This is a genomic window from Rickettsia fournieri, from assembly GCF_900243065.1.
GTDB lineage: Bacteria > Pseudomonadota > Alphaproteobacteria > Rickettsiales > Rickettsiaceae > Rickettsia > Rickettsia rickettsii.
Map to the genome: position 1 here is coordinate 224,867 of NZ_LT978483.1, position 26,742 is coordinate 251,608.

A 26,742-nucleotide genomic window follows, 5' to 3' on the forward strand; every position below is an offset into this window, starting at 1 on the left:
TTAATATTGAGATAAAATTTATTCAATAGTATAGTAATTTAATAGAGATTTGTTTACAGAGTTAGGATTTTTATTAACAAATTTCTCTAAGCTATTAAAGTTGTTAAAACCACTAATCGTTTTAAATTAAAACATATGGCATTCATAAATTCAGAGAATTGATTTTTGGCAATTCCTATATATCTAACCCGTTTATTATCTTTTGAAAATACCCTCTCAAAAGGTGCTCTGATTTTCGTATAATATTTATCAAGGTCAAAATTCTTATCTTTCATATTATTTTTCTTTATTGAGCAAAGATGGAACCCCTTTTTAGCTGCTGCATTCTTGGCAGAGATTGTACAATAACCTTTATCAACATATGTAGCACCGGAGCTTGGCATAACATGCTTAAAACCTTTGCTATCAGTAACATTTGCAGGGGTAACTGCAACCTTATTGATCATTCCTGATTGAATATCGACACTCACATGTTTTTTATAACCATACCAAAATTTATTTGCTCCCTTACAGCCAATTTTAGCTTGTTTATCCTTTACAACCTTAGGCAGAGTCTCATTATTCAATTTATCATATTTTTGTGTTCTTAGTTTATCACGTTCCTCCCAAAGATTAGCTTTTGAGATTAAATGAGAAGCATCTACAAAGGTAAATACTTCACCCATATAGCCTTGTGCTCGTAGTTGATCTCGGAATTTTACAAATATTTTTGATAGTAAATTAGTGCCTATTTTTTTACGTATTTTACTAAATACACTATAATCAGGCGTCTTCTCTGTAAGAGCAAAATCACAAAACCATTTTGCCGCTGTGCTATCAGCTAAATAACGTTCCAATTCCCGATCCGATAAGTCTTCCATAAATTGCAGCAGCAAACATTTAAACAGCCTCACTATACCATAGCCTTTATAGTTAGCTTCGCATTCTACTGCTAATAACTCAGCTTCAACTGCTTTAAAATTGAATAAACTTTTGAATTTACGATATTGATGATCCACACTTATTAACTCATCTAAACTTACCATTATCATTTGATACTCAGACATATGAACATATTTTTTGTTTTTTTTAATTATACCTGCTATCCTCTCATCTCGCAACAGTCCCATATATGAAGCTGTTGTTTTTTTAAGCTAATAATACTGATGAATTTTTTTGCATCATATTGCTTAAATAATTGATCTAAATCCTCTGCGTCATTAACTTCTCCAAAATCATTTGTAAAAATTTCTTCTTGTTTTTCCTTACTTAATTGGTTTGCATATTCCTTAGCTTTATTTATGTCATTATTAAGTAAAGCAGTATTTATTCCCATTTCTAAAGTTTCTTCATTTTGAGGGGCGTCTTCTAAAACTTTCTCTACATTTTGTAAAACGTTTTGAGCATTTTTAGAAACAAATTCTTTTGCATCTTCTGCCATTAGCGAGATGCTGGCAGCATTAAGGACTTCTGTTATTTCTTCTTTTTTTAGTGTATTTGCATTATAAATTATATAGAATTTGGATCAGGAAAAGCTGCTAAAGTAGATAAATTTAAACTTTTATAAATAGCAATATCGTTGTTAGGAATGTTATTTAATATATTATGTGCTATATCCAATTGTTTTGTATAAATGACAACCGAAAGTACAAGTAACTCATCAGTATTATTGACATCAGTTTTTTAAATTATTGTATTTAAATCCTTTGCTAAACGTATTTTTTGTGCAATTTTTCTCTCATCTGAAAGAGCATTATATTTAGCAGTATATTTATAAAGCGCAAAACTTTGAACGTGGTAAGGTAATAAATTTTTAGAATTCATTGTCTCTAATTTTTCATTGGTGATATTATTTAAGTCTCGACCTAATTTTAGTAAAGCTTTAAGTCTACCTTCAGGCATCTTATTTAGTAAATTTTCTATATTTTTTGAATCAGAGTGATAACCATAGATAGTCCATAAATTATATATGATTTATTCCTCTTCAGGTAACCTATCTATTGCACTATTATAATATTTTATAGCAAGTTCTAACTGACCAGTTTTATAATAAACAACCCCTAAGTTATACTGATACCAACCTATATCTTTGGCATTTACTTGATCATCTATAGTGATATTGCTAAGTGCTGCCGTAAGCAATTTTTTAGCTTCATCTAAGTGATTATTATTAATTAACATGGTAGAGAGCGTATATGTAATATTGTAATAATGCCTTATATGAGGCGTTAAATCTTTAATAATTTTATCTCCATACTCCATGATATAAACTGATTGACTAACTCAAATAAAGTATATTTAAATCTATATTTGCTTTTGACAATATATCTATAAATAATTTTTCTGCTACTTCCACATGGTTATTCATTATACTGCAATGTATAGCAGTGATCATCCCTTGAAGTTGAAGAAAAATATTTATAAAATTAATAGTTTCGGGTTCTTTATTTACAATAGGAGTACTATAAGTTTTGGGGCTTATAAAAATGCTAATTTCTTTATTCGCTTTTAATGCAACATGATATTTGCTTACGGCTTCTTTCAGCACTTTATGTTCTTGAATATTTTTATATTCATAATTATCAAATAAAGTTTTTAGTGTATTAAGTTTTAGGCTTGTTACTTGTGGAATACCCAATTTTTTTGTTGTTTTGCTATCTAAAGAGTTTAAAAGAGTTGTTGCTATTGCTGCACTGGTATCTATAGAACTTTTTACATTTTTTAATGGTTCTATTCATTCCCCCGCTACAATTAAAGACTTTTTTGATTTAGACTCTATTATTTTATTGTGTGACAATGCTATAGGATTAAATTTTGAGACTGCTGAAGATTTAGGATTTTTTATCATAATAAATACTTATTAATAAATAGGCATGTATTATAAAGTAAACCCACTATTTTGTAAAGAAAATACTAATTTTTTAATTAAAGTTAATAACTTGAAGCGTTCCTATTGGTATTTCACCCCTGCTATTTTAACTCTTAATAAACACCAATTCGTTATCGGATGAGTGTTTAGTACTAAATGCATAACCTAAATATGAGAAATTCTTAAGTAGCTCAGGTGAGTCAATTAGGTTGTTAGCAATAACCTTGACCATCGCCCCTCGAGCTTTTTTAGCATTTATACCGATTGTTGATAATTTACCGTTCCTATTTTCTTTAAAATGAACGTTAACTAATTGATATTTAAGTTTATTTGGGTTTATTACAGATGAATATTCTTGTGATGCTAGGTTGAGTAAATATTTATTTTCCTGTTTAGCAAGAATTTTATTAATATAATTAGTGACTTCATCTTGCCAAAAGTTTGTTAAATTTATTTCATTTAATTTTGTTGCCATTTCTAATCTATACGGCTTAATAGTATCTAGCGGTTTTAAGACTCCGTAAAGTCCTGATATAATAAGCAAATGTGATTGCAGGAAATTTAATTCATGATTAGTTAATTTTTCTATATGTATATTATTAAAAACATCTCCTGCATAAGCAAAAATAGCCGCTTTACTCTCTTGATTATCAAAATCCTTAAATCTTTCTTTATTTATATATGCAAGTTTTGCACTTATATTCATTATTTTCGATAATTGATTCTCAGAATATCTTTGGAGTGTAGAAAGTAGTTGATTAGTTAACGTAAGGGACATTGGAGTCGTCAGCTCCGTCTTGGGAGCTAACTTCTCGAAATTTAGAGTTTTAGCAGAAGAAATAATAGCAAGCATTTCTATCTAGCTGGAGTACTCGGAAGAGATGAAGTAGTGCTAGCGATATTTCTGTTAGTACTATCGATTGTTTGCATAATTGCATAGCTTGGATCACCGTCAAGCTCTACTACTTCTTTGGGTTTTGTAGTTTTTTGACCGGTACAACCAATTAAAGCTATAGAAGCAAATAAAATTATTAAATACCTTATCATAAATACCCTGTTTTAATTTTACACTTAAGATAGCTGCCTATTATTATAATGTCAAGTGAGAGGAAAATTTTATTACCCTACCCTATAACCTTTCAGTAATAGTCTAAAGATTCTCCATAATATTTTAAATCTAATTCTGCATAATTTAAATTAGGTTCATCTTCGCTTCTTTCTATTTCGGGTTCAGGTTTAAGCTTATCATAATTTTTTCTAGTTTTTAAAGAATATTCTAAAGTTTCTTCATATTCCCATCTAGGTGAGGGTGATTATCAGATTCTTTTTCTAAATATATCATTATTGATGATGTTTTTTCCTTTAAAGATTCATTACATAATTCTTCAACAATAGGATAATATTCTTTCTTATTCAGATACTAAAGGCATGATTGTTGGTGTACTATCATTTAAGTAATTATATAATGCTTCAAAAAAAGAATCATATTTCCCATTACCTATAATATCGTGATATATAAAAGAGTCTATATTAAGTGCTTGAATAATCAGCTTCCCATCTATCGATAATATTTTTTTGAAGAGTTCTAAATCTTCAATATGAAGAGCCATGGAATATTATTATTTACTCCTTAAATAAATTTTTAGGCATTCTGTAATAAACCGTATTATAGAATTTTTCGCTGTCAGGAAATTTGCGTTTGCGGATAGAGAAATTACCGAAATTTCTGATTTCGATACGCTTTTGTTTTTTAAGAGATTCGTTTAAATAATCTAAAATTAAATCTACTGAATCTTTAACATCTTCTTTAGAAAGATAATTCAGCTTATCATGTATTTTATCTATTAAATAATTCTTAGTAATCATTATTAAAAAATCGCTTTGATTCCGTCAGTTTTTCGGTAGGATTTGGGACAGCTTTTAATTCACCCGATTTGAAATTATTAAACTTAATCCCCAATTTTTGAGCAAGCTCCGTTACCTCGGCTGTTTGTAGTATTACACCGATTGAACCCGTAATAGTTCCGTTATGGCTGATAATATAATCACCTCCAAGAGAGATTAAATAACCGCCGCTTGCAGCCATTGTTCCCATAACGATCACTACCGGCTTTTTTGCGGATATTTTACGCAGAATATTATAAATTTTTTCAGCGCCGACTACCGTACCGCCGGGAGAATTTACGTTAACTATTAACGCTTTAATATGAGAATCATCGACTATTTTTTTGAGCTTTTTGTCACGCTTTTCGTCTTCAAGAATTATTTCGTCTATTAATACGGAAGCTATATAGTCTTCATTACTATTAATAGGTAACACCTCTTTTGGAGCAAAATCTTTACCGACTAGTAAGAATACGATCGCAATTAAAATAATAGCTGCTAGCTTCCAAATTAACAAACGAGATTTTATTTGTCTTCTTTCAATTAAATAATCAGGTGTTATACTCATGATCTTATATACTTTTTTAGAATACTATAGTCAATGCAGACCTATACTGTGACAGGCATGAGGAGCGCAGCCTATAATATAATAGGCGAGCCGACGCACAACGAAGCACAATATAGGTATCAATTGACTTATAGACCGTTCTTAGGACGTTCAGGACTCTTCATCATCTCAAAAAACTCACCGTTAGTTTTAGTATTTTCAAGTTTTTTGAGTAAAAATTCTATTGCTTCACTGCTACCCATCGGATCGATAATACGACGAAGAACCCACATTTTATTTAATATTATTTTATCTACTAATAAATCTTCTTTTCTAGTTCCTGATCTAGTTATATCAATAGCCGGATAAATACGCTTATCGGCAATCTTACGATCTAGAACTATCTCGGAATTACCTGTACCTTTAAACTCCTCAAAAATTACCTCATCCATACGAGAACCGGTTTCAATTAAAGCCGTACCGATTATAGTAAGCGAACCGCCGTTTTCAATATTTCTTGCTGCTCCGAAAAATCTTTTAGGTCTCTGAAGAGCATTAGCATCAACACCGCCCGTTAATACTTTACCTGATGACGGCACTACGGTATTATAAGCACGAGCTAAACGTGTTATCGCATCTACTAAAATTACCACGTCTTTTTTATGTTCTACTAAACGCTTTGCTTTTTTGATAACCATTTCTGCAAGCTGCACGTGCCTACTTGCCGGTTCATCGAAAGTAGAGCTAACAACCTCCCCACGCACGGAACGTTGCATATCGGTTACTTCTTCAGGTCTTTCGTCTATTAACAGTACTATTAAAAATACTTCCGGATTATTGGTTGTAATTGCATGTGCTATATTTTGTAATAATACGGTTTTACCTGTACGAGGCGGTGCTACTATTAATGCACGTTGTCCTTTACCCATAGGGGCAACAAGTTCAATAACCCGTGTACTAAAATCCTTACTATCTTTACTATTATTTTCAAGTTCTAATCCTAATTTTTCATCAGGATATAAGGGGGTTAAATTATCAAAATGAACACGATGATAAGCTTTAGCAGGGTCTTCAAAATTTACTCTATTGACTTTCAGTAAAGCAAAATAACGTTCTCCGGCTTTTGGAGCTCTGATCTGACCTTCTACAGTATCACCGGTACGCAGACCAAAGCGACGAATCTGACTAGGAGAAATATAAATATCATCAGGGCCTGCTAAGTAGTTTACTTCCGGCGAACGTAAAAAACCAAATCCGTCAGGTAGTACTTCAAGTACCCCCTCTCCCACTATTAAAACTCCCTGCTCTACGGATTTTTTCAAAATTGCAAAAACTAATTCTTGTTTAAGTAATGAATTAATATTTTCAATTTTTAATTCTTCTGCTTGAGCTTGTAGTTCCTCCGGTAATTTACGTTTTAATTGTTTTAAATTAATAATATTACCGTTCTCTGCAAAATTATTATAATTGTTATTGGATTCGGTATTGTTAAGTTCTGCTGTGGATTCTTTATTAGTTGTGTTCATTATTTTATTATTAATAGATTATAATTGAAAAGTTGAGTTAGCAATCAAGTTTAAAGGTAAGTAATATACTTATTTAAGTTAGGAATCAAATTAGATTTTTAGAAAGTTTTATTTATTCTTGCGGTTTAAAGAATTATTTATCTTGTTAGCTTATAAGAGCTGGCTATGTATGTAAAAGCATACTAACAACGTTAATAGCACATTGTCAACCCAAATCGTCATTGCGAGCAGGTAATCGGTAAATGGTCATTGCGAGAAAATTACGAAGCAATCTTGGGAGTTTATTATTATTTCATGAGATTGCCGCACAGCTTACGGCTGCGTAGCTCATGACGACCCTGGTAACCTCTTCTCGCAATGACGGATAAATCAATCCACGTAACTCTAGCAATCCTTTGATTTTAACAATAACACATTTGTATTAAGTAATGGCATGCATACGTTTTTAACTTCATTTAATAAGGCCTCATTGCTTATTTCTTGGTTTAATTCGTTGCGTACCGCATCAAATATTTCTCTTAAACTTTTCTCTTCTACCATATATTTAAAAATATATTTAGTGCTTCTAAATATCGACATTGAGATATTAACATTATTTAATATCCCATTATTAATAGTAAAATTAATGGCATTATTTACTGCTGAAGGATTAGATTCCAAATGCTCATAAATTTGTTTAGCAAAATTGGCAATATTATGGAAGTACGGTATATTATCAAGGTCATCAAGAGAGGCTACACTATCTTTTTGATTTGATACGTAAAATGAATGTTTAATAATATTACCGGTAAGTATTTCGGAAATTGCTTCTCTAGTTACTTTATCCATCTTTTTAACTTTTTGTAGAAGTGAAAAATCTTTTATATAATTTTCCGGTCTTAATAAAATTTTCTCTAAAGGATCAAGATAATCAACAAAATTTAAGCTTGCTTTTTCTACGAATTCATATAACTCAGGAACGGAATAGGCTCTATCCTGTTTGTTCAGGAACATATCATAAACTCCGACGTCACCGAAATTTTGGTAATCTGAAAATAATTCCCAACCTCTTTTATACCAGTTAGTAGCAGGCAAATTATCTAGAATTAGCTTCCCGTTCATTACTTCTTCGACACGGCTTTTAGTATCTTTATTTATCATTTTCATTAAATCCTGAATTTGATAAACACCGGTACGTCCGTATTTAGCATATACCATTAAACCCATACCGCCGGTCGGCTTTAAAGAATCTTTTAGATTTTTAAAACCTTCATCAGGATTTGCTAAATGATGAAGCACGCCGGTACAATTTATATAATCGAATTTTCCAAGTTTTAGATTAGGTATATTTAATATTGAATCATTAATCCATTTAATATTTTTAAGACCTCGTACTTCTGCACGTTTTTGTGCTACTTCCATGCTAGGCTTGCTGAAATCTAGATATATTATTTCGGCATTTTTATCTTTTAACTGCTCGGCAAGATAAATAGTCGAATCACCGGTGCCGCCGCCTGCTATTAAGCATCTAAAATTATTATTAAAATTTTCTTTTCCTTGATATAGAAAATGGTTTAATTCTCCTAAGAACTCACCGCATGTTGCAAGTAAATATTCTTTTTCTTGATTTGGGTCTCTGAAAGGATAAGGATAATCTTGATAATGCTCTTGTACTTCTGCTAAGTCTTTAGAAATTGTAGTATTTTTTGTTTTCTTTAAATTTCGCATAAATTATTATTTTTTAAGTTGTTATTATATATACTTGTCTATCTACTCTTTTAGAAGTATATCTTTTATAATTAATTGAATAGTATAATTATCTTGCCAATTATTAGTTTTTAACGTTCCTATTGCGGCAATATTTTTTGCTTTAGGGCTTAATAAAACATCTTCAAATGCAGTTCCTACCGAATTAAAAGCAATAGCAGATAAGGCTTTATTACCAAAGCCTCGCTTATTTGGAACAAGCATACATTTAATATGCTTACTTCCAACGATATCCGCTTTTAATACAAATAAATCATCAAATTTAAATATAGGCTCATGATTTCCTTGACCGAAAGGCTCTAAAGTGTTTAATTCCTCCATTAAAGGGAAATTCACACTATTAACCGTTAAATCAATATCATATTCCGCATGCTTATAATTTTCTAGTTTATTTATACTAATTCTAAAAGCATTATTAAAAAAATTCTGCAATTCTTGTAATTTTTCAGCCGTTACGGTAAAACCTGCCGCCATAGCATGACCTCCGCCTGCTATTAGCAAATCTTTGCTTTTAGCATTGATAATTTCAGCACCAAAATCAATACCTAAAATAGAACGGCATGAAGCTTTACCAATCCCATCATTTAAAGCTATAACTGCCACCGGCTTATCAAATTTTTCTTTTAATTTGCCGGCAACGATTCCTATAACGCCTGGATGCCATCCTTCTTTTACGATAAATAATAAACTACTATCTTGTTGTGTCAAAGCAATTTCCATCGCTTCTTCTATCATTAATAACTCAATTACTTTACGCTCATTATTATGTTTTTCAAGTTCTTTAGCTAATTTATTTGCTTCATTAGAACAACTAGTAGATAGGAGATTAGCCCCTAAACTTGACTTTCCTACTCTACCGCCCGCATTGATACGCGGACCTAGAATAAACCCTAAATGATAACATTTTGGTATTTCATTAAGCCCTGCCATATCATATAATGTTTTAATCCCTATATTTTGCCTTTGTTGCATTACTTTCAATCCGCTTGCAACAAATGCACGATTTAAGCCTGTTAATTTCATCATATCGCAAACAGTACCAAGAGCCACTAAATCTAGATACTGCATTAGATTAGGCTGAAGCATTGTTTGCGTGAAATAATTTTGCTTCTTTAAATTCGATAATATTGCAGTTGCAAATAAGAAAGCAACTCCTACGGCTGCCAAATGTTTATATTCGCTTTTTTCATCAATACGATTTGGATTTACTATAGCTACTGCATCCAGTAATATTTCCGTAGCTATATGATGATCGATTACTATAACATCAAGGTTAACGTCTTTTGCGTATTTTAGGGCTTCATGTGCCATAGCACCGCAATCAACCGTAATTAATAATTCTGTGCCGTTATCTTTAATTTTTTGCATAGCAAAAGGAGTTGGACCGTATCCTTCAGCTATACGATCAGGAACATAAATATCACATAGTATATTTAAATCTCTAAAAATATTTTTAAGTAAAGCGGCTGAAGTAGCACCGTCTACATCATAATCGGCAAAGATACATATTTTTTGGTTATTTAAAATAGCTGTAACGGTTCTATCTACAGCCTTTTCCATATCAAGTAGATGAAAAGGATCAGGTAATAAATTTTTGATTTTCGGTCTCAAGAAATTTTCTACTTCCTCTAGATTATTTACTCTTAATGATACTATCCTAGCAAGTAAATCACTAATTTTGAAACTACGACATAACTCGGTGACTATATCTTCGTTAATCATTTTCTGCTGCCAGATTTTACCGTTTATAGATGCTTGTGGTTTCATTTGTTTATTAGGTTGTATTTTTGCTGTATATTGTCATTGTGAGTAGGCATTGTTGCGTGGATCAATTTCACCTCTGTCACCACGTGGCTTGACAGAGGTGAAATTGATCCACGCAACAATGCCTACTCACAATGACAATATACACTTATATCTCCAAAAGTTTTTTAGCTTCATCATCCGCAATTAAAGCTTCAACAAACTCATCTAATTGTCCGTTTTTAACTACTTCGTCTATCTTATAAAGTGTTAAGTTTATTCTATGGTCGGATACTCTTCCCTGTGGAAAATTATAAGTACGTATCCGCTCCGAACGATCTCCCGAACCTATCTGCCCTCTTCTGCTATCGGCTCTTTCTTGTTCCTTTTTACGTCGTTCTTCTTCATAAATTCTAGCACGTAGAATTTTTAACGCCTTTGCTTTATTTTTATGCTGTGACTTCTCATCTTGCAAGGCTACGGTAATACCGGTAGGGATATGAGTTATACGTACGGCAGAATCGGTAGTATTAACGTGCTGTCCACCAGCCCCTGAAGCTCTATAAGTATCGATTCTTAAGTCTTTATCTTCAATTTTAATATCAACCTCTTCAGCCTCAGGAAGTACTGCAACCGTTGCTGCCGAAGTATGAATACGTCCTTGTGATTCCGTTTCCGGTACTCTCTGTACTCTATGAACGCCTGACTCAAATTTGAGCTTAGAAAATACATCTTTGCCTTTTATTAACGCCGATGCTTCTTTATAACCGCCTATTCCCGTATCGGAAATTGCTAATATCTCAAAACGCCATCCTTTTAACTCAGCATATCTTTGATACATATTAAAAAGTACGGCAGCAAAAAGTGCAGCTTCTTCTCCACCGCTTCCTGCTCTAACTTCAATAATAGCACTTTTACTATCCGCATCATCTTTTGGTAATAAAGCAATTTTTACGGCTCTTTCAAGTTTTGGTAACGAATTTTCAAGAGTGTATATTTCGTCTTCAATCATTTCTAAAGTGGCATTATCAAGTCCCACTTCTAGCTTAAAATTATTTGCTTCTTCAAGCTCAGATTTAGCCTTATTATATTCTTTAATTTTTGCTACAACATCTTCAAGTTCTGCATATTCTTTAGATGCCTTAACAAACTCGTCTCCCATAATGCCGGAAGATAGTTTGTTGCCTAAATTTTCGTATTTATCTAAAATTTTTGCTAAATTATCTGAAAAACGCATGTTATTTTATTGTGATTTGTTTATGGGTGAGATTTCAACGTTATTGCGAGAAGCAACTGAAAGTTTCGACGAAACAATCTCAGGATATTTGACGAGATGGCCACTCAGCCTATGGCTGCTCGTAATGACGACTTATATCAACATCAAAGCGGGACTCTCTATAAACTTTTTAAATGCTGCCAAGAACTCAGCACCGACTGCTCCGTCTACTACTCGGTGATCGGCAGAAAGAGTTACGTCCATAATTGTTGCTATAGTTATTTGATCATTCTTGACTATAGCACGTTTTGCACTAGCTCCGACGCTCATTATACAACTTTGCGGTGGGTTAATTATAGCATTGAAATTCTTAATACCGTACATACCGAGGTTAGAAATGGTAAACCCTCCGCCCTGAAATTCTTCAGGGGTTAATTTATTATCTTTTGCTTTCTTTATTAATGCTTTCATTTCACGAGATAGTTCTAGAATGTTTTTTTGATTGGCATTTTTAACTATCGGTGTAACAAGCCCGTTCTCAATCGCTACCGCTACTGAAATATCGACATTATTGTAATATCTAATTGCATCTTCTCCCCAGCTAGCATTGGCATTTGGCACTTCTTGTAAAGCTTTGGCTACTGCTAAAATAATAAAATCATTAACCGATATCCTTGTTGATTTATCTTCAGAAAAAGATTTATTAATGTCTTCTCTTATATCTAACAATTTATCGACATTACATTCTATAGATAAATAAAAATGTGGAACTGTTTGTTTAGATTCAAGCAGACGCTTGGCTATAATCTTGCGGATATTATTATTTGGTACTAAACGATATTCTTCAGGATTTCTGCTAACTATTTTATTATGAGCAGTGCTAGGAGTATATGATAAGATATCTTGTTTGACTATTCTACCGTGCGGACCGCTACCTTTCACGCTCTCAAATCTAATATTTCCCATTTTTGCAAGTCTTTTTGCAAGCGGTGAGGCGAATATTTTACTAGCATCATGTTTTATAACTGTTACCTGTTCTTCTACATTAGCTATATTCTCGTGGGGTTTCGGAAGATTAGCATCTGTTTTCGGTGACGGTGATACACTATTATTTTTTGCAATAAACGCATCAATGTCCGTTTTTTCTTCTCCCTCTTCACTTAACACGGCAATTAAAGAGTTAACAGGTACATTTTGACTATTTTGTGGGATAACTATTTTGGCAAGTATACCTTCGTCTACCGCTTCTACTTCCATCGTTGCTTTATCGGTTTCAATTTCAGCAATTACTTCTCCAGGATTCACTTTGTCCCCTTCTTTTTTTAACCACCTAGCTAGATTTCCTTCCGTCATAGTTGGAGATAAAGCAGGCATTAAAATTTTAATCGGCATAACTTATTTAGATTTGACTTTTTATTGTTGTTATTACACGTCATTGCGAGGAGAAGCAAAGCCTCGACGCGGCAACCTCATGAAACAGTAAAATTCCTGAGATTGCCACACTCTCTACGTTCGCGCGCAATGACGATTTGAGTAGCTATTGTACCTTAATATCAGGGCTAACGATCATTATCATCTGTTTACCTTCCATTTTAGCATGCTGATCGATTTTAACGAGTCCTTCGAGCCCTACTTCTATACGTTTAAATAGTTCTTGACCGACCTCTTTATGAAGAATCTCTCGTCCCTTAAACCATAAAGAAATTTTTACTTTATCTCCATCTTTTAAAAATTCTTTTATTTTTCTTAATTTAGTTTCAAAATCACCGATACTAATATTAGGTTTAAATTTCATTTCTTTAAGTACGACGATTTTTTGTTTTTTGCGTGCTTCATGCAAACGTTTTTTGCTTTCGTACTTAAACTTACCAAAATCTAGAATTTTACAGACAGGGGGTACAGCATTCGGTGATATCTCGACTAAGTCAAGACCAGCTCTTTCCGCCATATCTAATGCTTCTCTAATATTTACGACGCCATGCATTTCGCCGTTTTCGCCTACTAAACGAACTTCTCTAGCTCTGATTTCTCTATTAGCCTTAGGAAAATTATTTTTAGAAATAAAATTTCTCCGTATTATGTTTATAAATAAATATATATTGCATTTAACTTATTTTATTTAAAATTACAAGTAAATAAAATATTTTATCTTTAATTTTATTTAGACAGTTTTAAAAAAAATTGAAACTACAAGGCAAATTCCAAATATTAATAAACAGATTCGTGTTAATTTAGCGACTCTTGCCTGTATTTTCAAGTTTTTTAGGTCTATAGCATGCTTATGAGCTTGCTCTTGTTGTGCCATATGCATTAATTCCTGTAAAGTACCGGGATAAATACTCTCATACTCACTGATTAAATCAATTGGCGGTAATATATGTTCAAAATTTTTACGGTAAAAATTATTATCAGGTTCGTTTACACTAAAAGTCTTAGCATAACCTTTATTTAATCTATTATTTTTGTTAAAAAAACGTTTAGTCTCTTTCATATTCCTTTTTTATTTTTTGAAATGTATATAATATATTACTTTCAACTATTTTAAAATAATCAATTAATTGCGTTTCTTTTTTTTGCTGTTGTTTGGAGCTTTTCATATTTATTATATTCTTTAGCTCTGCATATACTAGTTTTATAAAACTTTGTTTCATTGATTATACTAAATTTATAAAATCTGTTTTTGGTATTAGCGGTTCGCCCCTAAAATTTATAGCATTATTAAATTTATTGCAACAGGTTATAAAATTTTTATCACATCCGGCAGTAATTTTTACTTCCTCGGCATCTTTAACATAATCCGGTATAATATCCTCTAATATAATCAAATCACCGAAATTGCTTAGAACTTTACTGTTAAAACGATTTTCGCTGAATATAATTTGACCGCCGTTATAATAGCCGTTTTCTTTATCTAAATCTAGTATTCTTAAACTGTCCTTGAGCATTTCTTTAACCTTATATATGCCACTATATAAAGCTTTATCTATTTTACATTGACTATCTCCGAAAACTGCTCTACATGTTTTGCTATATCGATTAATTATAGTCTGATATATTTTACCGTTTCGGGTTTTAAATGTATTTAAAAGTTTAAATCGTATTTTGTATATAAAGTGCAATAATATGTAACGAAATGCTCAAAAACTTTGTCAGTATATATTATTATTTTAACAATAGCATTATTTAAATCGATTGTTGTCGTAATGCCGTTGTCCTCAAAAATACCTTCAATGATTATATGGTTTTGTGCGGAATCGTTAAATTCCGCTTCTTTTAAATCTAAACTGGAATTCGGTAAAAAAAACTCTCTCTTCACTTTTTATAGCATGATCGCTATTTGTTAAGTTTAATTCCTCACCGCTAGCTCGCTTAATTTGAAAACAATAAACAAAATTCGTAAGCTTTGTAATTACCTCTTCAATCGCAATACTCATATAATCACCTACACTAACTCTATGTTGGATAACGCTATAGAACCGTCATTACAATAAGAATATTCAAAACTATCTATACTAAATCTAACTGCTACGTCAAAAGTAAAATCAGCAGTTAAAATTACATCTTGACCTAAGGGACTTGGTAAGGTCACTATACCATCGTTGTAATCTACAATGCCCATAGTTCTTACATTATTAATATATAGAATTACGCTATTATTAACCGGTTTAGTGATAACTCGTTCGTAAGGAGCAATAGGATCGCTATATATCTTCCTTAGCTGAAATTTATTTAAATTACCGTCCCCTTTAGCAATAACTTCGTTAATTCCTCTATAATCTGCATAATTCCTAAATCTCAAAGCAAAATTACTTCCACATCTTGCTTTAAAAAAGCTATTAAATTGCTCAAATTCCGTACTGCTTAACCTTGCATTTTTGATTAAATATTTCTGACTCGTTAATTGCGAAAGGATCTTCACTATTTTGCTGTTGACATATTTCAATAGTTTTTACGTGAGTAACAACACTTGGTTTGAGAAATTTTTCATTAATATTTACTGACAATAAGGAGGTATTTATACATTGTTCATGCTTAAGTTCTCTTCCGACTAAGACCATAATATCTCTAAATTGTGTTATATTTATATTTTGAAGTTCATAATTAGGCATTTTTTTATTACTTCGTCCTATAATTCTACTAAACCTTCACATGCGTTGTTATTACCCGTAAATAGTGTACATTTAAAAGCTTTTTCAATTTTATAAAATCTTGCATTAATGTACGAATGTTATTAGAAGAAAGTTTTTTAAATTCGTTTAATTGCTCATATGCATTTGTTAAAAACGCTTGAGACAGATAACTTGGGTTGTTATTCTCTTGGAGCATATATTTATTACCTTGTTAAATTGGAGCTTAAGTAGAAGTTAAAAAAATAAATCTACAATTTAAATTTCGTAATATTTTTACTAAAAAAAAAGTTCGGCAGTGGAAAAAGAGATTATTTTTTTGGAAGGTAGTTGCAATATTATTCTGCCGGTATTATCGATATCTTTAAAAAGACCGGTTACTATATCATTTTGATATTTAACGCTAATATTTTCATATAACTTATAAGCATGTTCTAACCATTTTTTTCTAATAAAAGGAAAACCGTTATTATGCCAAATTTGATAATATTCTTCAAAATTTTCTATTAATATCTCAAGTAAAGCTTGCGGTTCTATAGGTGGTAGATTTTCGCTTATTAAGCTAGTAGTAGGCTGGTCGATATTATCAGGGTGATAGGTAATATTAATGCCGATACCGATAATAAGGTAATAATTATTTTCTACTTTAACAGATTCAAGAAGTATACCGGCAATTTTCCGACTGTTAATTAATACATCATTGGGCCATTTTAGTTGTATAATGTTATTTTCGTTCCTTATGTCATTCCCGCTTTCGCGGGAATGACATATAGAACTATGGGAGTGACATAAAGAGGTTATACTATCATAAACGCTAAGTGCCATAACAAAAGATAATTGCGGCAATAATTCTAGCTCTTTATCAGGCTTTATTAGTAAACTTACATGTAAGTTACCTGACCTAGACTGCCAGTTTTTGCCGCTTCTACCACGTCCATTAGTTTGAGATTTGGCAAGTACTGCATAGTTTGAATCAACTTTAGCATTCTGAGCCATTTTCATAGCCTCAGAGTTTGTACTGTCTAGCTTGTCAAAAACAATTAGTTTAAATTTACCGATATTCATTTTTTTTAGTAGCCGTCATTGCGAGGAAAGGCGAGCTTTGTTGCATGGCTCGAAAAACCCGCTCGATGTCATTCCCGCTTTCGTGGGAATGACATAAAAACACCTAACTTGCCCCCTACTGACATGACTTGTAGCTACACTATGTTTGCTTTGAATTTTTGGTGCTTCGCTTTTACTCTTAGTTATAAAGCTTTCTAAATCTTGTTTAGTAAATTTAAACTTAGCAATATTTTCATCAAAGGTTTTAGTTTTATCAAATCTTACATCTTTATTTTTATCTATTCCAAGTACCTCGATGAAACTATCTTTTATTTTACTTGAAGCAGCAGTATCATTTAAGGTATACAATAAAGCGTTCAATGAGTTTGTATCGGCTTTTAGTGTATTATTACGACTAGTTGCAGCAATAATTACATATTCTTTAAGCTTTTCATTTAATTTTTTTTTGTTTAATGCTCCGGTTTTACAAAATGATAATAACATCTTTGCTTTACCATCATGATTTTCAATAACTGCTTCTTGCCATTTAGAAGTATTATTTTCTTTTGACTGAATAAACATTTCTAACAATTTAGTGCCAAATGTTTTATGTAGATTTTTATTATCATAAACTTCATAAACATTTAGTAGAAATTTTTGATGGTCAAATATTTTATCTGCTTCTTTGCCAAGGTCATGATTATTCAAATGTTCTCTAGTTTGACAATATCCTTTAATATGCAAATAATTAGAATATTTTGGTGCATCTTTGAAATCCAAAGTATCTATTCCGGCAGTATCTAAAACAACAGTGTTTAAAGCATTTTCACGTAACTGTTCATTAGTTGCTCTTAGAGTTTCAGTATATTTAAATTTTCCTCCTACTTTTGCAAGCGTCTTAAATAATATATCAGCTAAAAACTTTACGATATCACTTGGGCTGTCAAATTTTTTTGCACTATATATAGCAATATTTGCATCAGCTTCCATACCCGTACCAAAAGCCATAGCTAGAGTTCTACCTTGTTTTTTAGCTAAGGTAATCTCCTCCATATTATCAGTTCTGCTTTTGTATCAAATTCCAGTTCATTGCCTTTAAAATATTTTGTTGGTATATTATCTCTATATTCGCCGTCTATATATTTTTTACTGTCAATTTCTACCGGCTTAAAAACAAGCGGTATAGAAGCAGAAGCACAGCAAGCTAAAGCAATTTCAACATTTGGCGTATCAAAGCTATTGAAAATAGTTAGTTCACTTGTCTCTTGCTGAGTTGCCATAATTACTAAATCTTTATACTGCACTGGATCGTATTTTCGCAGTAACGCTATATCCTTAAAATATATTTTACCGTCTTTTTGGTTGTATCTTTCTCTTAATTCATCAAGAGCTTTATAATATTTAACATTTACTATATCTGATCTCTGTAAAAAATTTCCTATATTTTCTTTAATAACAAGTTCTAATAGAGCATATAAAGGTTTACCGTCTTTATTTAACTGTACTATATCCGCAGAAAATCCTTTTTTTCCAAGTAAAGTTTGCAGATTTGTATTTTTAGAAATTTCTTCAAATCGCTCAGGCGGGTGTCCCAAGAGCTACCACTGTGGCAGTTATAGCACCAGCGGAAGAACCTGCTACCGCCTGACATTATCTAAAATACCAGCTTTTTTTGCTGCCTCATAAGCTCCGGAATATATTGTGCTCCCTTAGCTCCTCCTCCACTAAAAGCTATATATTCGATAGGAGCTTTCTGTGCTTGCTCTAACTCCTGCAATGTTTTTGTTTGATTGCTAGAAGATTGTTGAATTTTTTTAGGTCTTTTAACTCCTCTAATATATCAGATTGCTCATTAACTACAGGAGTTTTTGACTCTTGCTTCAGATTATTAATAATAGGATGTTTTCTTACCTTTATATCAGCCATAGTTTTATTTTATTAAGTTATCTTCTACAAACTTCCAGTTAATCATATGCTTAATAAATATGTCAACATAATCAGGTCGTTTGTTACGATAATCAATATAATAAGCATGTTCCCATACATCACATGCAAGAAGCGGCTTCATACCGTTTGCTATAGGTGTACCGGCATTAGCGGTTTTTATAATTTGTAACCTATTATCGTGATATACAAGCCATGCCCAGCCGCTACCGAACTGCCCTACTGCCTCTTGCTTAAACTGTTCGCAAAACTCTTCAAAACTACCGAAATCTTTATTAATTTGTTCTAATATTTTACCGCTTGGCTTACCTCCGCCCTGCGGCTTTATTGAATGCCAAAAAAAGGTATGATTCCATATTTGGGCTGCGTTATTAAAAATAGCCGCATTTGAGTTTTGTGATGACCATTCTATTATTTCTTCTAAATCTTTTTTTTGTAATTCTTCTTTATCTTTGAGTAAATTGTTTAGATTTTGTACATAAGTATTATGATGCTTACCATGATGATAATCAAGAGTCTCGAGAGTAAAATGTGGTTTAAAACTTTCTTTCTCATAAGGTAAATCAGGTAAGATAAAAGGATATGAGGTTTGATTAGATTTGTTGCAATAGGTCATGTTATTTTCTCCTATGTTGGTTTTTATATATTTATAGCGAGAATCAATACGTCATTGCGAGGAAAAATTGAAAATTTTGACGAAGCAATCTCAGGAGTCCTACTTTATGAGATTGCCACGTTCCTTGCAGTTGCTTGCAATGACGATTTAGTATCCACGCAGGCATGACATCATAGTAACTTATAAAAATCGGAAGCTAAATAAAGCGATCCGGTTATTATAATATTTGCTTTATTATCGCCGTTTATCTTCTTTATATCACTAATCGCTTCTTCGAGTGAGTCGCTTTCGCTAAAATCAATACCACTCTTTCTGCCTTCCAAATTTATTGTTTCTGCACTATGGCTTAGCGGTTCGGATAAAACTTTAACACCGTAACCTTTAATTGTCAAACCCTTAAAGTAAGAGCAAAATTCCTCAATATTCCTATTTTTAGTCATACCGAGTATTAAATATATCGATGATTTTAAATTATCACGCATCCAATTTGCCAAAACTTGAGCTCCGCTATTATTGTGAGCTACGTCTATCCAAATTTGAACATTATCACCTATTAATTTAGAATATTTTTTCGGTTCTATTTTTTCGATTCTAGCAGGCCAAATAGTATTTTGTAATCCTTTAGCAATAACCTCATTATTAATATTAAATTGTTTGTTAATAAGGCTTATTAAGGCAATAACGCTTGCAGCATTTATTAATTGATGATCACCAAGTAGCGAAGGAGTCGGAAACTCATAGGTAAAATTTCGTGATGAATAAATAAATCCGTTGTCCGTCTTTTTAATACCGAAATCATATTCATAACAGAAACTCGGTACTTCTAACTCTTCAGCCTTGGCAAATAATGTTTCATAAACTTCCAAAACTTGCATACTTATAACGCAAGGAACGCAAGACTTCATAATACCAGCTTTCTCAACTGCTATTAGGGGTAATGTATTACCCAGCATATGCATATGATCATATGAAATAGGTGTAATTAAAGTAATTAAAGGTTGTTCTACTATATTTGTTGCGTCTAACCGACCGCCTAATCCCGTCTCTAAAATTAATATATCGGCTTTTGTGTTCTCAAATGCTAGAAACGCTGCTGCCGTAGTACCTTCAAAGAAGCTAGGTTCAATATTAAATTTTTCGCTTGCTACCCTCACCTGCTCACAAACCTGCCATAATTCATTATCCGAGATTTTCTCGCCTGCTACTACAATTCGTTCATTAAATTCTAATAAATGAGGAGATGTATAGCAATGTACCTTATAACCGGCAAGCGTAAAGATGCTTTTAAGCATAGCACTACTTGAACCTTTACCGTTTGTACCTGCTATATGTATGACGGGAGGAAGTCTTAAATGAGAGTTACCTAAGGCTCTTAAAAGTCTTGTTATATTTTCAAGGTCATATTTAATGTTATTTTTCCAGGTCGGCACCGGAAAATGCGGTATTAGCATTGTTATTGATTTTTTTCATGAATGATAGAGTTATACCATATTTGTGGTCAACTTAAAGATCGATGCCATTCCTGCAAATGTGGTGTTTTTGCATGGTTCGAAAAACCTACTCTATGTCATTCCCGCGAAAGCGGGAATCCAGGGTAAAGCGAGATAAATCAAGCTTTTAGAAAGCTTAAAAGTAGCGAATTCCCGCTTGCGCGGGAATGACATCGAAACTTTAGATCAACTGTTTTTAGGCAATACTGAAGTTCATCGAGTTTTTGGTTTTACTGCATTGATAAGTCCAATTAATAATACTGATTTAATTATTCCCGGTATTATAAAAGGTAATACGCCGCCGTAAAATGCACCGCTTGCTCCTAAGAGTGTAGAGAGCCACATCCAGCCTAAACTCATAATAATTATATTACCGATCAAACATAAAGATATCTGATTTAACCATTGATTAGAAGTAAAAATTTTATCTTTTAAGCTAGCCATAACATATACGGCAATTACAAAACCTGCTAGATATCCTCCGGTAGGACCGAATAATATTCGTAAACCGCTTGAAAATTCTCCGAACACAGGGATTCCCATTGCTCCAAGAGTTATGAAAGATAATATTGTTAAAGGTGAGGTAGTCTTATTATATGTAAGTCCGATGAATATCACTGCAACGGTTTGCAATGAAATAAATATAGGCTTTATAGGTATTACTATTTGTGAACAAATAGTAAGTAATGCCACTCCTAAAACTATTTCTATTGCTTGCCTTGTGGTTAACGGTAGTGAGATTGAATTAAGTTGCATAAAATTACCGCATGATTTATTTTTAAGTAATTAAACTAAATAGAATTATATAATGTCCTTGTCAAGAATATAAAAATGAAAATAAAAATTTATAATGATCTAGGAGTTTCAAAAGAAAGTATTAAGCATTGCGTGCATACCTTAAGACTTTATGCTCCAAAGTATAACGTAGATTATATTACTGCACAAGAAATTATAGACGAAAAGTGGGTTCAAAATACCTTATTACTTATTTTACTCGGTGGAAGAGATTTATACTATGTACAAAAATTGCAAGGCAAAGGAAATGCTAATATAAAGAATTATATTAAAAACGGTGGTAATTTTCTTGGGATATGTGCAGGCAGTTACTACAGCGGTAACTATGTAGAATTCGCTAAAGGAACAAATATAGAGGTTATAAGTAAAAGAGAATTAAAGATTTTCAATGGAATGGTTAGAGGACCATTGCTTGCTCCTTATTATTACAACTCACATAAAGGAGCAAGAGCTGCTTATCTAAAAATAAATCCAACACTTAATTTAAATATTAAGGATTGTTATGCTTTTTATAATGGCGGTGGATATTTTATTGATGCAGAAAATACCAAAGATACTGAAATAATAGCAAGTTATGAGGATTCTCAGGCTGCAATAATAAGATGTACTTACGGCGACGGGACAGCTATTTTAAGTGGAGTTCATCTTGAATATGAGCCTGCACTCATAAAAAATCAATCTCTTAATAAGATTTATAAAATACTAAAAGCTCATGATACGGAAAGAATCAAATTATTAAATTATATATTAGACTTCTTCGAAAACGCGCTTATAGAGAGGAATTTGTAGGAAACACGCAGCACAGCACCGCAGCGTACATAGAAGTACGTGAGAGGATGCGAGCAGCGAATTGACGCACAAATTACCTCTAGAAGTAGAGTTTCCGAAGAAGTCTATTCAAAAATCTAAATCTGTATAATAGTTTGGAGGGGTAAAGCCAGGGATTCTATCTTGTAGTAATAACCTAAAAGCCGGTCTTGATTTAATTAGTGAATACCAATGTTTGATAAGCGTCCATTTATCCCAATAAATCTCACCGAAGTAATCGAGTACCGATAAGTGACAACTTGCGGCAATATCGGCCATAGTTAGTGAATCCGATACAAGATAACTTCTTTTTTCTAGTAAAGAAGTTATATATTCTAAGTGATAATTTAAATTATTTTTTGCAACACGTAAAAACTCGGTTCGTGGGCTGCTCATTTTAGCAATTGATCTTATAACTTTTTCATCGATAATAATCTTAGTAACTTCACGATAAAATTTATCGTTAAACCAAAAGAATAATCGTCTAATTTCGCAACAAATATCAATATCTTCATCTAAAAAATTAAAATTCGGATATTTGCTATTAAGATATTCAACAAAAGGATAAATACCTACCACAAATAAGCCGTATGATTCTGCTAAAATAGGTAAAGTTCCGGCAGGATTTATTTTTAAGAAATCTTTATTGAATTGCCAATAATCTTCTTTAATCGTAGTAAATTCTATATCTAATTCTTTTAAGAAGACACGGGCTTGTCTTGAAAGAGGACAAATAGGATTATGATATAACTTTTTCATTAAATTGTTTTACAGTCCTAGTCATTCCGCGACTTGATCGCAGGATCTATCAATATTTATTAAGCTGTTTTCTAAGCTCCCGCGATCAAGTCGCGGGATGACAATAAGGTCTATAAGCCGGATTCTGTATGAATATAAATTCATTGCAGTTATTTATCTAGGATAAACGTTACCGTTTACCTCAAGCGATCTACCCGCATTACAAGCCGGCTAGAGATAACCCGGGAACTTGATAAGTTCTGTAACGCCTATTTGATCTTGCTCTTGGTGGGGTTTACCATGCGTAATTTGTTACCAACTTACCGGTACGCTCTTACCGTACCTTTTCACCCTTACCAAAAATACTCGATCAACTGCAAAAATTGGCTGCGTCATTTCACAAGTACTACGGTACTCACGTATTAAGTATACGCTCCGTTCCTCCTCTTGTGAACTCCTAGCGCTTTTTGAAGTTGATCTTCGTATTCATACTTGGCGGTGTATTTTCTGTGGTACTGTCCCTAAAGTAATAATACTCTGCCGGAGGTTAACCGGCACCATACCTCTATAGAGTCCGGACTTTCCTCGTGATCTATAGCTTTGCTATATCATCACGCAACTGCACGACCATTTAGAATTATGGTCAATTTTCTTAAATTAGTCAATAACATTTAGAATAAGTTCAATTAACTTATTAGGTTCTGTGAAGGTTTCTAATTGATTTGCTATTTTGAGATATTTTTTAGCGAAAATTAATAAGATTTTTTTTTTGAACATTTGACTTTTGTACACAGGATATAATTAAATTAATAAGTATAATAACAAATTTAAAATTTCAACTATTTTATTAAAGATATTCTTAATTTAACGTTGCTACTATTTTTTTCATACTGTATAAATATGTATTTAATACTCCTAAACCCATAAATTGTTAGCAAATTTTGATATATGATATGAAAAAATTAATTTATTATTTTGGCAGTAATGGTAGTGATGGAAACGCTAGCATGAAAAATATACTTGGTAACAAAGGTGCTGGTCTTGCCGAAATGTCCAACCTAAAACTACCTATTCCTGATGGTTTTACAATAACTACAGAGCTATGTAATTACTTTTATACCCACAATAATAACTTTCCTAAAAACTTTCAAAGCGACTTAAAAAAAGCTATCACTGAACTTGAAATAATTACCGGTAAAATTTTCGGCAGTACAAGCAATCCTTTATTGTTATCGGTGCGTTCGGGCTCTACGATTTCAATGCCTGGAATGATGGATACTATCCTTAATCTTGGAATGAATAACGAAGTGTGTAATGCTCTTGCGGATTCCTGCGGTGATAAACGATTTGCTCTTGATAGTTACAAAAGATTTTTAGAAATGTACGGTTCAACGGTATTATCTATACCTAGTGATCTATTTGAACAAATTTACGAAAAGCACAAGATACAAGCCGATATTCATAAAGATAGCGATATTACCGTAGAATTATTAGAAAAAATTATTGATGATTTCAAACGGTTGCATATTAAGTATACTAAGCAACTAATTAATGATCCTTATGAACAGTTAGAATCGGCAATTAAAGCGGTGCTACATTCTTGGATGAGTAATAGAGCGGTTATATATAGAAAAATCAATAATATTTCGGAGGATTTCGGTACGGCTATTAATATCCAAGCAATGGTTTTCGGTAATTTAGGTAAAACTTCAGCTACGGGAGTTGCTTTTACTAGATCACCTTCTACAGGAGAAAAAAAGCTCTTTGGAGAGTTTTTAATAAATGCTCAAGGTGAAGACATAGTATCGGGAACTAGAACACCTATGCCTATTATTGCAAATGATTCAAATTCTATGCAAGCAATGATGCCGGAAGTGTTTAAGGAGTTATCACAAATTGCACAAAAGCTTGAAGAACATTACTTAGATATGCAGGATATAGAATTCACTATAGAAAATAATAAGCTATATATTTTGCAAACACGTACTGCAAAAAGAACAGCCATCGCTGCTATTAATATTGCCGTACAAATGGTAGAAGAAAAGCTTATTTCTAAAGAACAAGCCTTAATGCGAATCGATCCGGAATCATTAAATCAATTATTACATACAAGAATTGATTACAGTAAGGGGCTTACTTCTATTGCTGAGGGGCTACCTGCTTCTCCTGGGGCTGCAACAGGTATTGCAGTATTCTCACCTTATGATGCCGAAAAATTATCTCATCATCATAAAGTAATTTTAGTACGCCATGATACTAGTCCTGAGGATATTAACGGAATGCATGTTTCTTCAGGTATTTTAACTATTAGAGGGGGAATGACTTCACATGCTGCAGTTGTGGCAAGAGGTATGGGGAAGCCTTGTGTTTGCGGTACAAGTAATTTATCTATAGATGAGAAAAAGCAAATATTAACAGCAGGCGACATAGTTATTAAACAAGGTGATATTATAACGATTGATGGAGGTAGCGGTAAAATCTTCTTAGGTGAAATGCCGTTAATTCAACCTACTTTCAGTGAGGAATCAAAATTAATTTTAGATTGGGCAGACGAGATTAGTAGCTTAAAAGTGCGTGCAAATGCTGAAACAGTTAACGATGCTTTAGTATCTATAAAGTTTGGAGCTCAAGGTATAGGTTTGTGTCGTAGCGAACATATGTTTTTTGATAAAAATAAAATTCCTTTAGTAAGAGACATGATTATTGCTCCTGATATAGAACGGAGAAAGCTTGCCGTGCAGAAATTATTACCTCTGCAAACTGAGGATTTTAAAGCTTTATTCAGAGTAATGAAAGATAAACCGGTAAATATTAGATTACTTGATCCGCCGTTACATGAGTTTTTACCTACCACCGAAGAAGATAAAAAGAATTTGGCCAATAGCTTAAATCTACCTTTATCCATGATTAATCAACGTCTTCATGCTATGCATGAAGTAAATCCTATGCTCGGTCACCGTGGATGTAGACTTGGTATATGTTCGCCGGAAATTTACCAAATGCAAATTGAAGCAATTTTTACAGCTATTTTTGAGCTACATAAAAAAGAACATATAAAATGTAACTTAGAATTAATGATCCCTTTAATTAGCAATGTAGGTGAAATAAAAAAGCTTAAAATGGATATTTATTCGGTAATAGAGGAATTAGAGCAACGTTATAGATATAAGTTTTCCTTTACGCTCGGTACTATGATAGAACTACCCAGGGCAGCACTCGGCAGTAAGAAAATAGCTAAGGAAGTTGACTATTTTAGTTTTGGTACTAATGATTTAACTCAGACTACATATGGAATTTCTAGAGATGATATTGCCTCTTTTCTTCCATATTATTTAGAAGAAAAGATTTTTGAATCCGATCCATTTACTACTCTCGATGAAGAAGGAGTAGGAGAATTAATTGAAATTGCTATAAAACGCGGAAAAAGCAGTAATGCTAATTTGAAACTCGGGGCTTGCGGAGAACATGCAGGGAACCCTGCCTCTATAGAATTTTTTCATAGAATGAATTTAAACTATGTTTCTTGTTCTCCATACCGTATCCCTATAGCAAGAATCGCCGCAGCACAAGCTAAAATTAAACACGGGTGATAAAGGCGTTGTTGCGATCGGGTATTGGATACCTATAGTACCGGACATTTTCGTTCTATATCATTTCCGCGTGACCTTGTT

27 protein-coding genes, 1 other RNA gene and 4 pseudogenes are annotated in these 26,742 nt (G+C 32.6%); 4 read left to right on the forward strand and 28 right to left on the reverse strand.

What is annotated here, in order from left to right:
* Window positions 1-86 precede the first annotated feature (86 nt).
* The 5 genes from C4Q30_RS02345 to C4Q30_RS02365 all read right to left on the reverse strand — a co-directional run bounded on the left by C4Q30_RS02345 (window position 87) and on the right by C4Q30_RS02365 (window position 2,617).
* Window positions 87-1,109 carry a transposase gene (locus C4Q30_RS02345; protein ID WP_209445172.1) on the reverse strand — a complete coding sequence of 341 codons (1,023 nt, stop codon included), beginning with the start codon at window positions 1,107-1,109 and terminating at the stop codon, window positions 87-89.
* Window positions 1,082-1,420, reverse strand: a complete 339-nt coding sequence (locus tag C4Q30_RS02350; RefSeq protein WP_103897079.1) for a hypothetical protein — start codon at window positions 1,418-1,420, stop codon at window positions 1,082-1,084. The genes C4Q30_RS02345 and C4Q30_RS02350 overlap by 28 nt, the downstream gene beginning before the upstream one ends.
* Before the next feature lie 242 nt (window positions 1,421-1,662).
* A complete protein-coding gene (locus tag C4Q30_RS02355; protein WP_024704563.1) occupies window positions 1,663-1,881 on the reverse strand; it encodes a hypothetical protein in 219 nt (72 codons plus the stop codon).
* A 72-nt stretch (window positions 1,882-1,953) separates the two neighbouring features.
* Entirely contained in the window at window positions 1,954-2,241 is a 288-nt protein-coding gene (locus tag C4Q30_RS02360; RefSeq protein ID WP_103897080.1) for a tetratricopeptide repeat protein, read from the reverse strand.
* Window positions 2,242-2,257: 16 nt separating this feature from the next.
* Window positions 2,258-2,617, reverse strand: coding sequence for a hypothetical protein (locus C4Q30_RS02365; protein ID WP_245207441.1), 360 nt, complete (start codon window positions 2,615-2,617; stop codon window positions 2,258-2,260).
* A 13-nt stretch (window positions 2,618-2,630) separates the two neighbouring features.
* Between C4Q30_RS02365 and C4Q30_RS02370 the strand changes: the two genes are divergently transcribed.
* The gene (locus C4Q30_RS02370; RefSeq protein WP_103897081.1) at window positions 2,631-2,843 is read left to right on the forward strand and encodes a hypothetical protein; all 213 of its coding nucleotides are present in this window, start codon (window positions 2,631-2,633) and stop codon (window positions 2,841-2,843) included.
* Window positions 2,844-2,954: 111 nt separating this feature from the next.
* On the opposite strand, the gene C4Q30_RS02375 is transcribed toward C4Q30_RS02370, so the two are convergent.
* The 21 genes and pseudogenes from C4Q30_RS02375 to C4Q30_RS02490 form a co-directional block, all read right to left on the reverse strand.
* Complete coding sequence (locus tag C4Q30_RS02375; RefSeq protein WP_103897082.1) at window positions 2,955-3,701, reverse strand: YaaA family protein; 747 nt, start codon at window positions 3,699-3,701, stop codon at window positions 2,955-2,957.
* Between the two features lie 2 nt (window positions 3,702-3,703).
* The gene (locus C4Q30_RS02380; RefSeq protein WP_014014380.1) at window positions 3,704-3,895 is read right to left on the reverse strand and encodes a hypothetical protein; all 192 of its coding nucleotides are present in this window, start codon (window positions 3,893-3,895) and stop codon (window positions 3,704-3,706) included.
* Window positions 3,896-4,257: 362 nt separating this feature from the next.
* Complete coding sequence (locus C4Q30_RS02390) at window positions 4,258-4,458, reverse strand: hypothetical protein (RefSeq protein ID WP_103897083.1); 201 nt, start codon at window positions 4,456-4,458, stop codon at window positions 4,258-4,260.
* Window positions 4,459-4,471: 13 nt separating this feature from the next.
* On the reverse strand, window positions 4,472-4,714 hold the full coding sequence (locus C4Q30_RS02395) for an HU family DNA-binding protein (RefSeq protein WP_014014378.1): 243 nt from the start codon (window positions 4,712-4,714) through the stop codon (window positions 4,472-4,474).
* Window positions 4,715-4,724: 10 nt separating this feature from the next.
* A pseudogene (sppA, locus tag C4Q30_RS02400) lies at window positions 4,725-5,300 on the reverse strand (signal peptide peptidase SppA); the annotation flags it as partial.
* A 128-nt stretch (window positions 5,301-5,428) separates the two neighbouring features.
* Window positions 5,429-6,805, reverse strand: coding sequence for a transcription termination factor Rho (gene rho, locus C4Q30_RS02405; protein WP_014014376.1), 1,377 nt, complete (start codon window positions 6,803-6,805; stop codon window positions 5,429-5,431).
* Window positions 6,806-7,189: 384 nt separating this feature from the next.
* Entirely contained in the window at window positions 7,190-8,512 is a 1,323-nt protein-coding gene (locus C4Q30_RS02410; protein ID WP_103897084.1) for a class I SAM-dependent methyltransferase, read from the reverse strand.
* A 42-nt stretch (window positions 8,513-8,554) separates the two neighbouring features.
* The gene (gene recJ, locus C4Q30_RS02415) at window positions 8,555-10,318 is read right to left on the reverse strand and encodes a single-stranded-DNA-specific exonuclease RecJ (protein WP_103897085.1); all 1,764 of its coding nucleotides are present in this window, start codon (window positions 10,316-10,318) and stop codon (window positions 8,555-8,557) included.
* Between the two features lie 145 nt (window positions 10,319-10,463).
* The gene (gene prfA, locus C4Q30_RS02420; protein ID WP_103897086.1) at window positions 10,464-11,531 is read right to left on the reverse strand and encodes a peptide chain release factor 1; all 1,068 of its coding nucleotides are present in this window, start codon (window positions 11,529-11,531) and stop codon (window positions 10,464-10,466) included.
* Between the two features lie 132 nt (window positions 11,532-11,663).
* Window positions 11,664-12,902 (reverse strand): pyruvate dehydrogenase complex dihydrolipoamide acetyltransferase, encoded by a 1,239-nt coding sequence (locus C4Q30_RS02425; RefSeq protein ID WP_103897087.1) that lies wholly within the window; start codon window positions 12,900-12,902, stop codon window positions 11,664-11,666.
* 145 nt (window positions 12,903-13,047) lie between these two features.
* Entirely contained in the window at window positions 13,048-13,608 is a 561-nt protein-coding gene (gene infC / locus C4Q30_RS02430) for a translation initiation factor IF-3 (RefSeq protein WP_081497909.1), read from the reverse strand.
* A gap of 63 nt (window positions 13,609-13,671) precedes the next feature.
* A complete protein-coding gene (locus C4Q30_RS02435) occupies window positions 13,672-14,001 on the reverse strand; it encodes a DUF2335 domain-containing protein (protein WP_103897088.1) in 330 nt (109 codons plus the stop codon).
* Entirely contained in the window at window positions 13,988-14,161 is a 174-nt protein-coding gene (locus tag C4Q30_RS08740; RefSeq protein ID WP_008580225.1) for a hypothetical protein, read from the reverse strand. The genes C4Q30_RS02435 and C4Q30_RS08740 overlap by 14 nt, the downstream gene beginning before the upstream one ends.
* Before the next feature lie 3 nt (window positions 14,162-14,164).
* Entirely contained in the window at window positions 14,165-14,629 is a 465-nt protein-coding gene (locus C4Q30_RS02440) for a phage BR0599 family protein (protein ID WP_245207442.1), read from the reverse strand.
* A gap of 86 nt (window positions 14,630-14,715) precedes the next feature.
* A pseudogene (locus tag C4Q30_RS02445) lies at window positions 14,716-14,944 on the reverse strand (baseplate hub domain-containing protein); the annotation flags it as partial.
* 8 nt (window positions 14,945-14,952) lie between these two features.
* A complete protein-coding gene (locus C4Q30_RS02450) occupies window positions 14,953-15,429 on the reverse strand; it encodes a phage distal tail protein, Rcc01695 family (RefSeq protein ID WP_103897089.1) in 477 nt (158 codons plus the stop codon).
* A gap of 487 nt (window positions 15,430-15,916) precedes the next feature.
* Window positions 15,917-16,702: a biotin--[acetyl-CoA-carboxylase] ligase gene (locus tag C4Q30_RS02465; protein WP_103897091.1), complete on the reverse strand. Its 786-nt coding sequence runs from the start codon at window positions 16,700-16,702 to the stop codon at window positions 15,917-15,919.
* Window positions 16,703-16,813: 111 nt separating this feature from the next.
* Window positions 16,814-18,607 (reverse strand): annotated as a pseudogene (locus tag C4Q30_RS10425) (patatin-like phospholipase family protein); the annotation flags it as partial.
* Between the two features lie 4 nt (window positions 18,608-18,611).
* A complete protein-coding gene (locus C4Q30_RS02475) occupies window positions 18,612-19,241 on the reverse strand; it encodes a superoxide dismutase (protein ID WP_014014364.1) in 630 nt (209 codons plus the stop codon).
* 170 nt (window positions 19,242-19,411) lie between these two features.
* Window positions 19,412-20,692, reverse strand: coding sequence for a folylpolyglutamate synthase/dihydrofolate synthase family protein (locus C4Q30_RS02485; protein WP_103897093.1), 1,281 nt, complete (start codon window positions 20,690-20,692; stop codon window positions 19,412-19,414).
* Between the two features lie 252 nt (window positions 20,693-20,944).
* Window positions 20,945-21,487: a biotin transporter BioY gene (locus C4Q30_RS02490; RefSeq protein WP_103897094.1), complete on the reverse strand. Its 543-nt coding sequence runs from the start codon at window positions 21,485-21,487 to the stop codon at window positions 20,945-20,947.
* Window positions 21,488-21,562: 75 nt separating this feature from the next.
* Between C4Q30_RS02490 and C4Q30_RS02495 the strand changes: the two genes are divergently transcribed.
* The gene (locus tag C4Q30_RS02495) at window positions 21,563-22,315 is read left to right on the forward strand and encodes a BPL-N domain-containing protein (protein WP_103897095.1); all 753 of its coding nucleotides are present in this window, start codon (window positions 21,563-21,565) and stop codon (window positions 22,313-22,315) included.
* A pseudogene (locus tag C4Q30_RS10430) lies at window positions 22,258-22,436 on the forward strand (palindromic element RPE1 domain-containing protein); the annotation flags it as partial. The gene C4Q30_RS02495 and the pseudogene C4Q30_RS10430, both read left to right, overlap by 58 nt.
* Here C4Q30_RS10430 and C4Q30_RS02505 read toward each other — a convergent pair.
* Together C4Q30_RS02505 and rnpB are read right to left on the reverse strand one after the other, a co-directional pair.
* Entirely contained in the window at window positions 22,424-23,092 is a 669-nt protein-coding gene (locus C4Q30_RS02505) for a glutathione S-transferase family protein (protein WP_014120824.1), read from the reverse strand. The pseudogene C4Q30_RS10430 and the gene C4Q30_RS02505 sit on opposite strands and share 13 nt — an antisense overlap.
* A 97-nt stretch (window positions 23,093-23,189) precedes the next feature.
* Window positions 23,190-23,706: RNase P RNA component class A (rnpB, locus tag C4Q30_RS02510), an RNA gene on the reverse strand.
* A gap of 318 nt (window positions 23,707-24,024) precedes the next feature.
* Here rnpB and ppdK point away from each other — a divergent pair.
* On the forward strand, window positions 24,025-26,661 hold the full coding sequence (gene ppdK, locus C4Q30_RS02515; protein ID WP_103897096.1) for a pyruvate, phosphate dikinase: 2,637 nt from the start codon (window positions 24,025-24,027) through the stop codon (window positions 26,659-26,661).
* Window positions 26,662-26,742 lie beyond the last annotated feature (81 nt).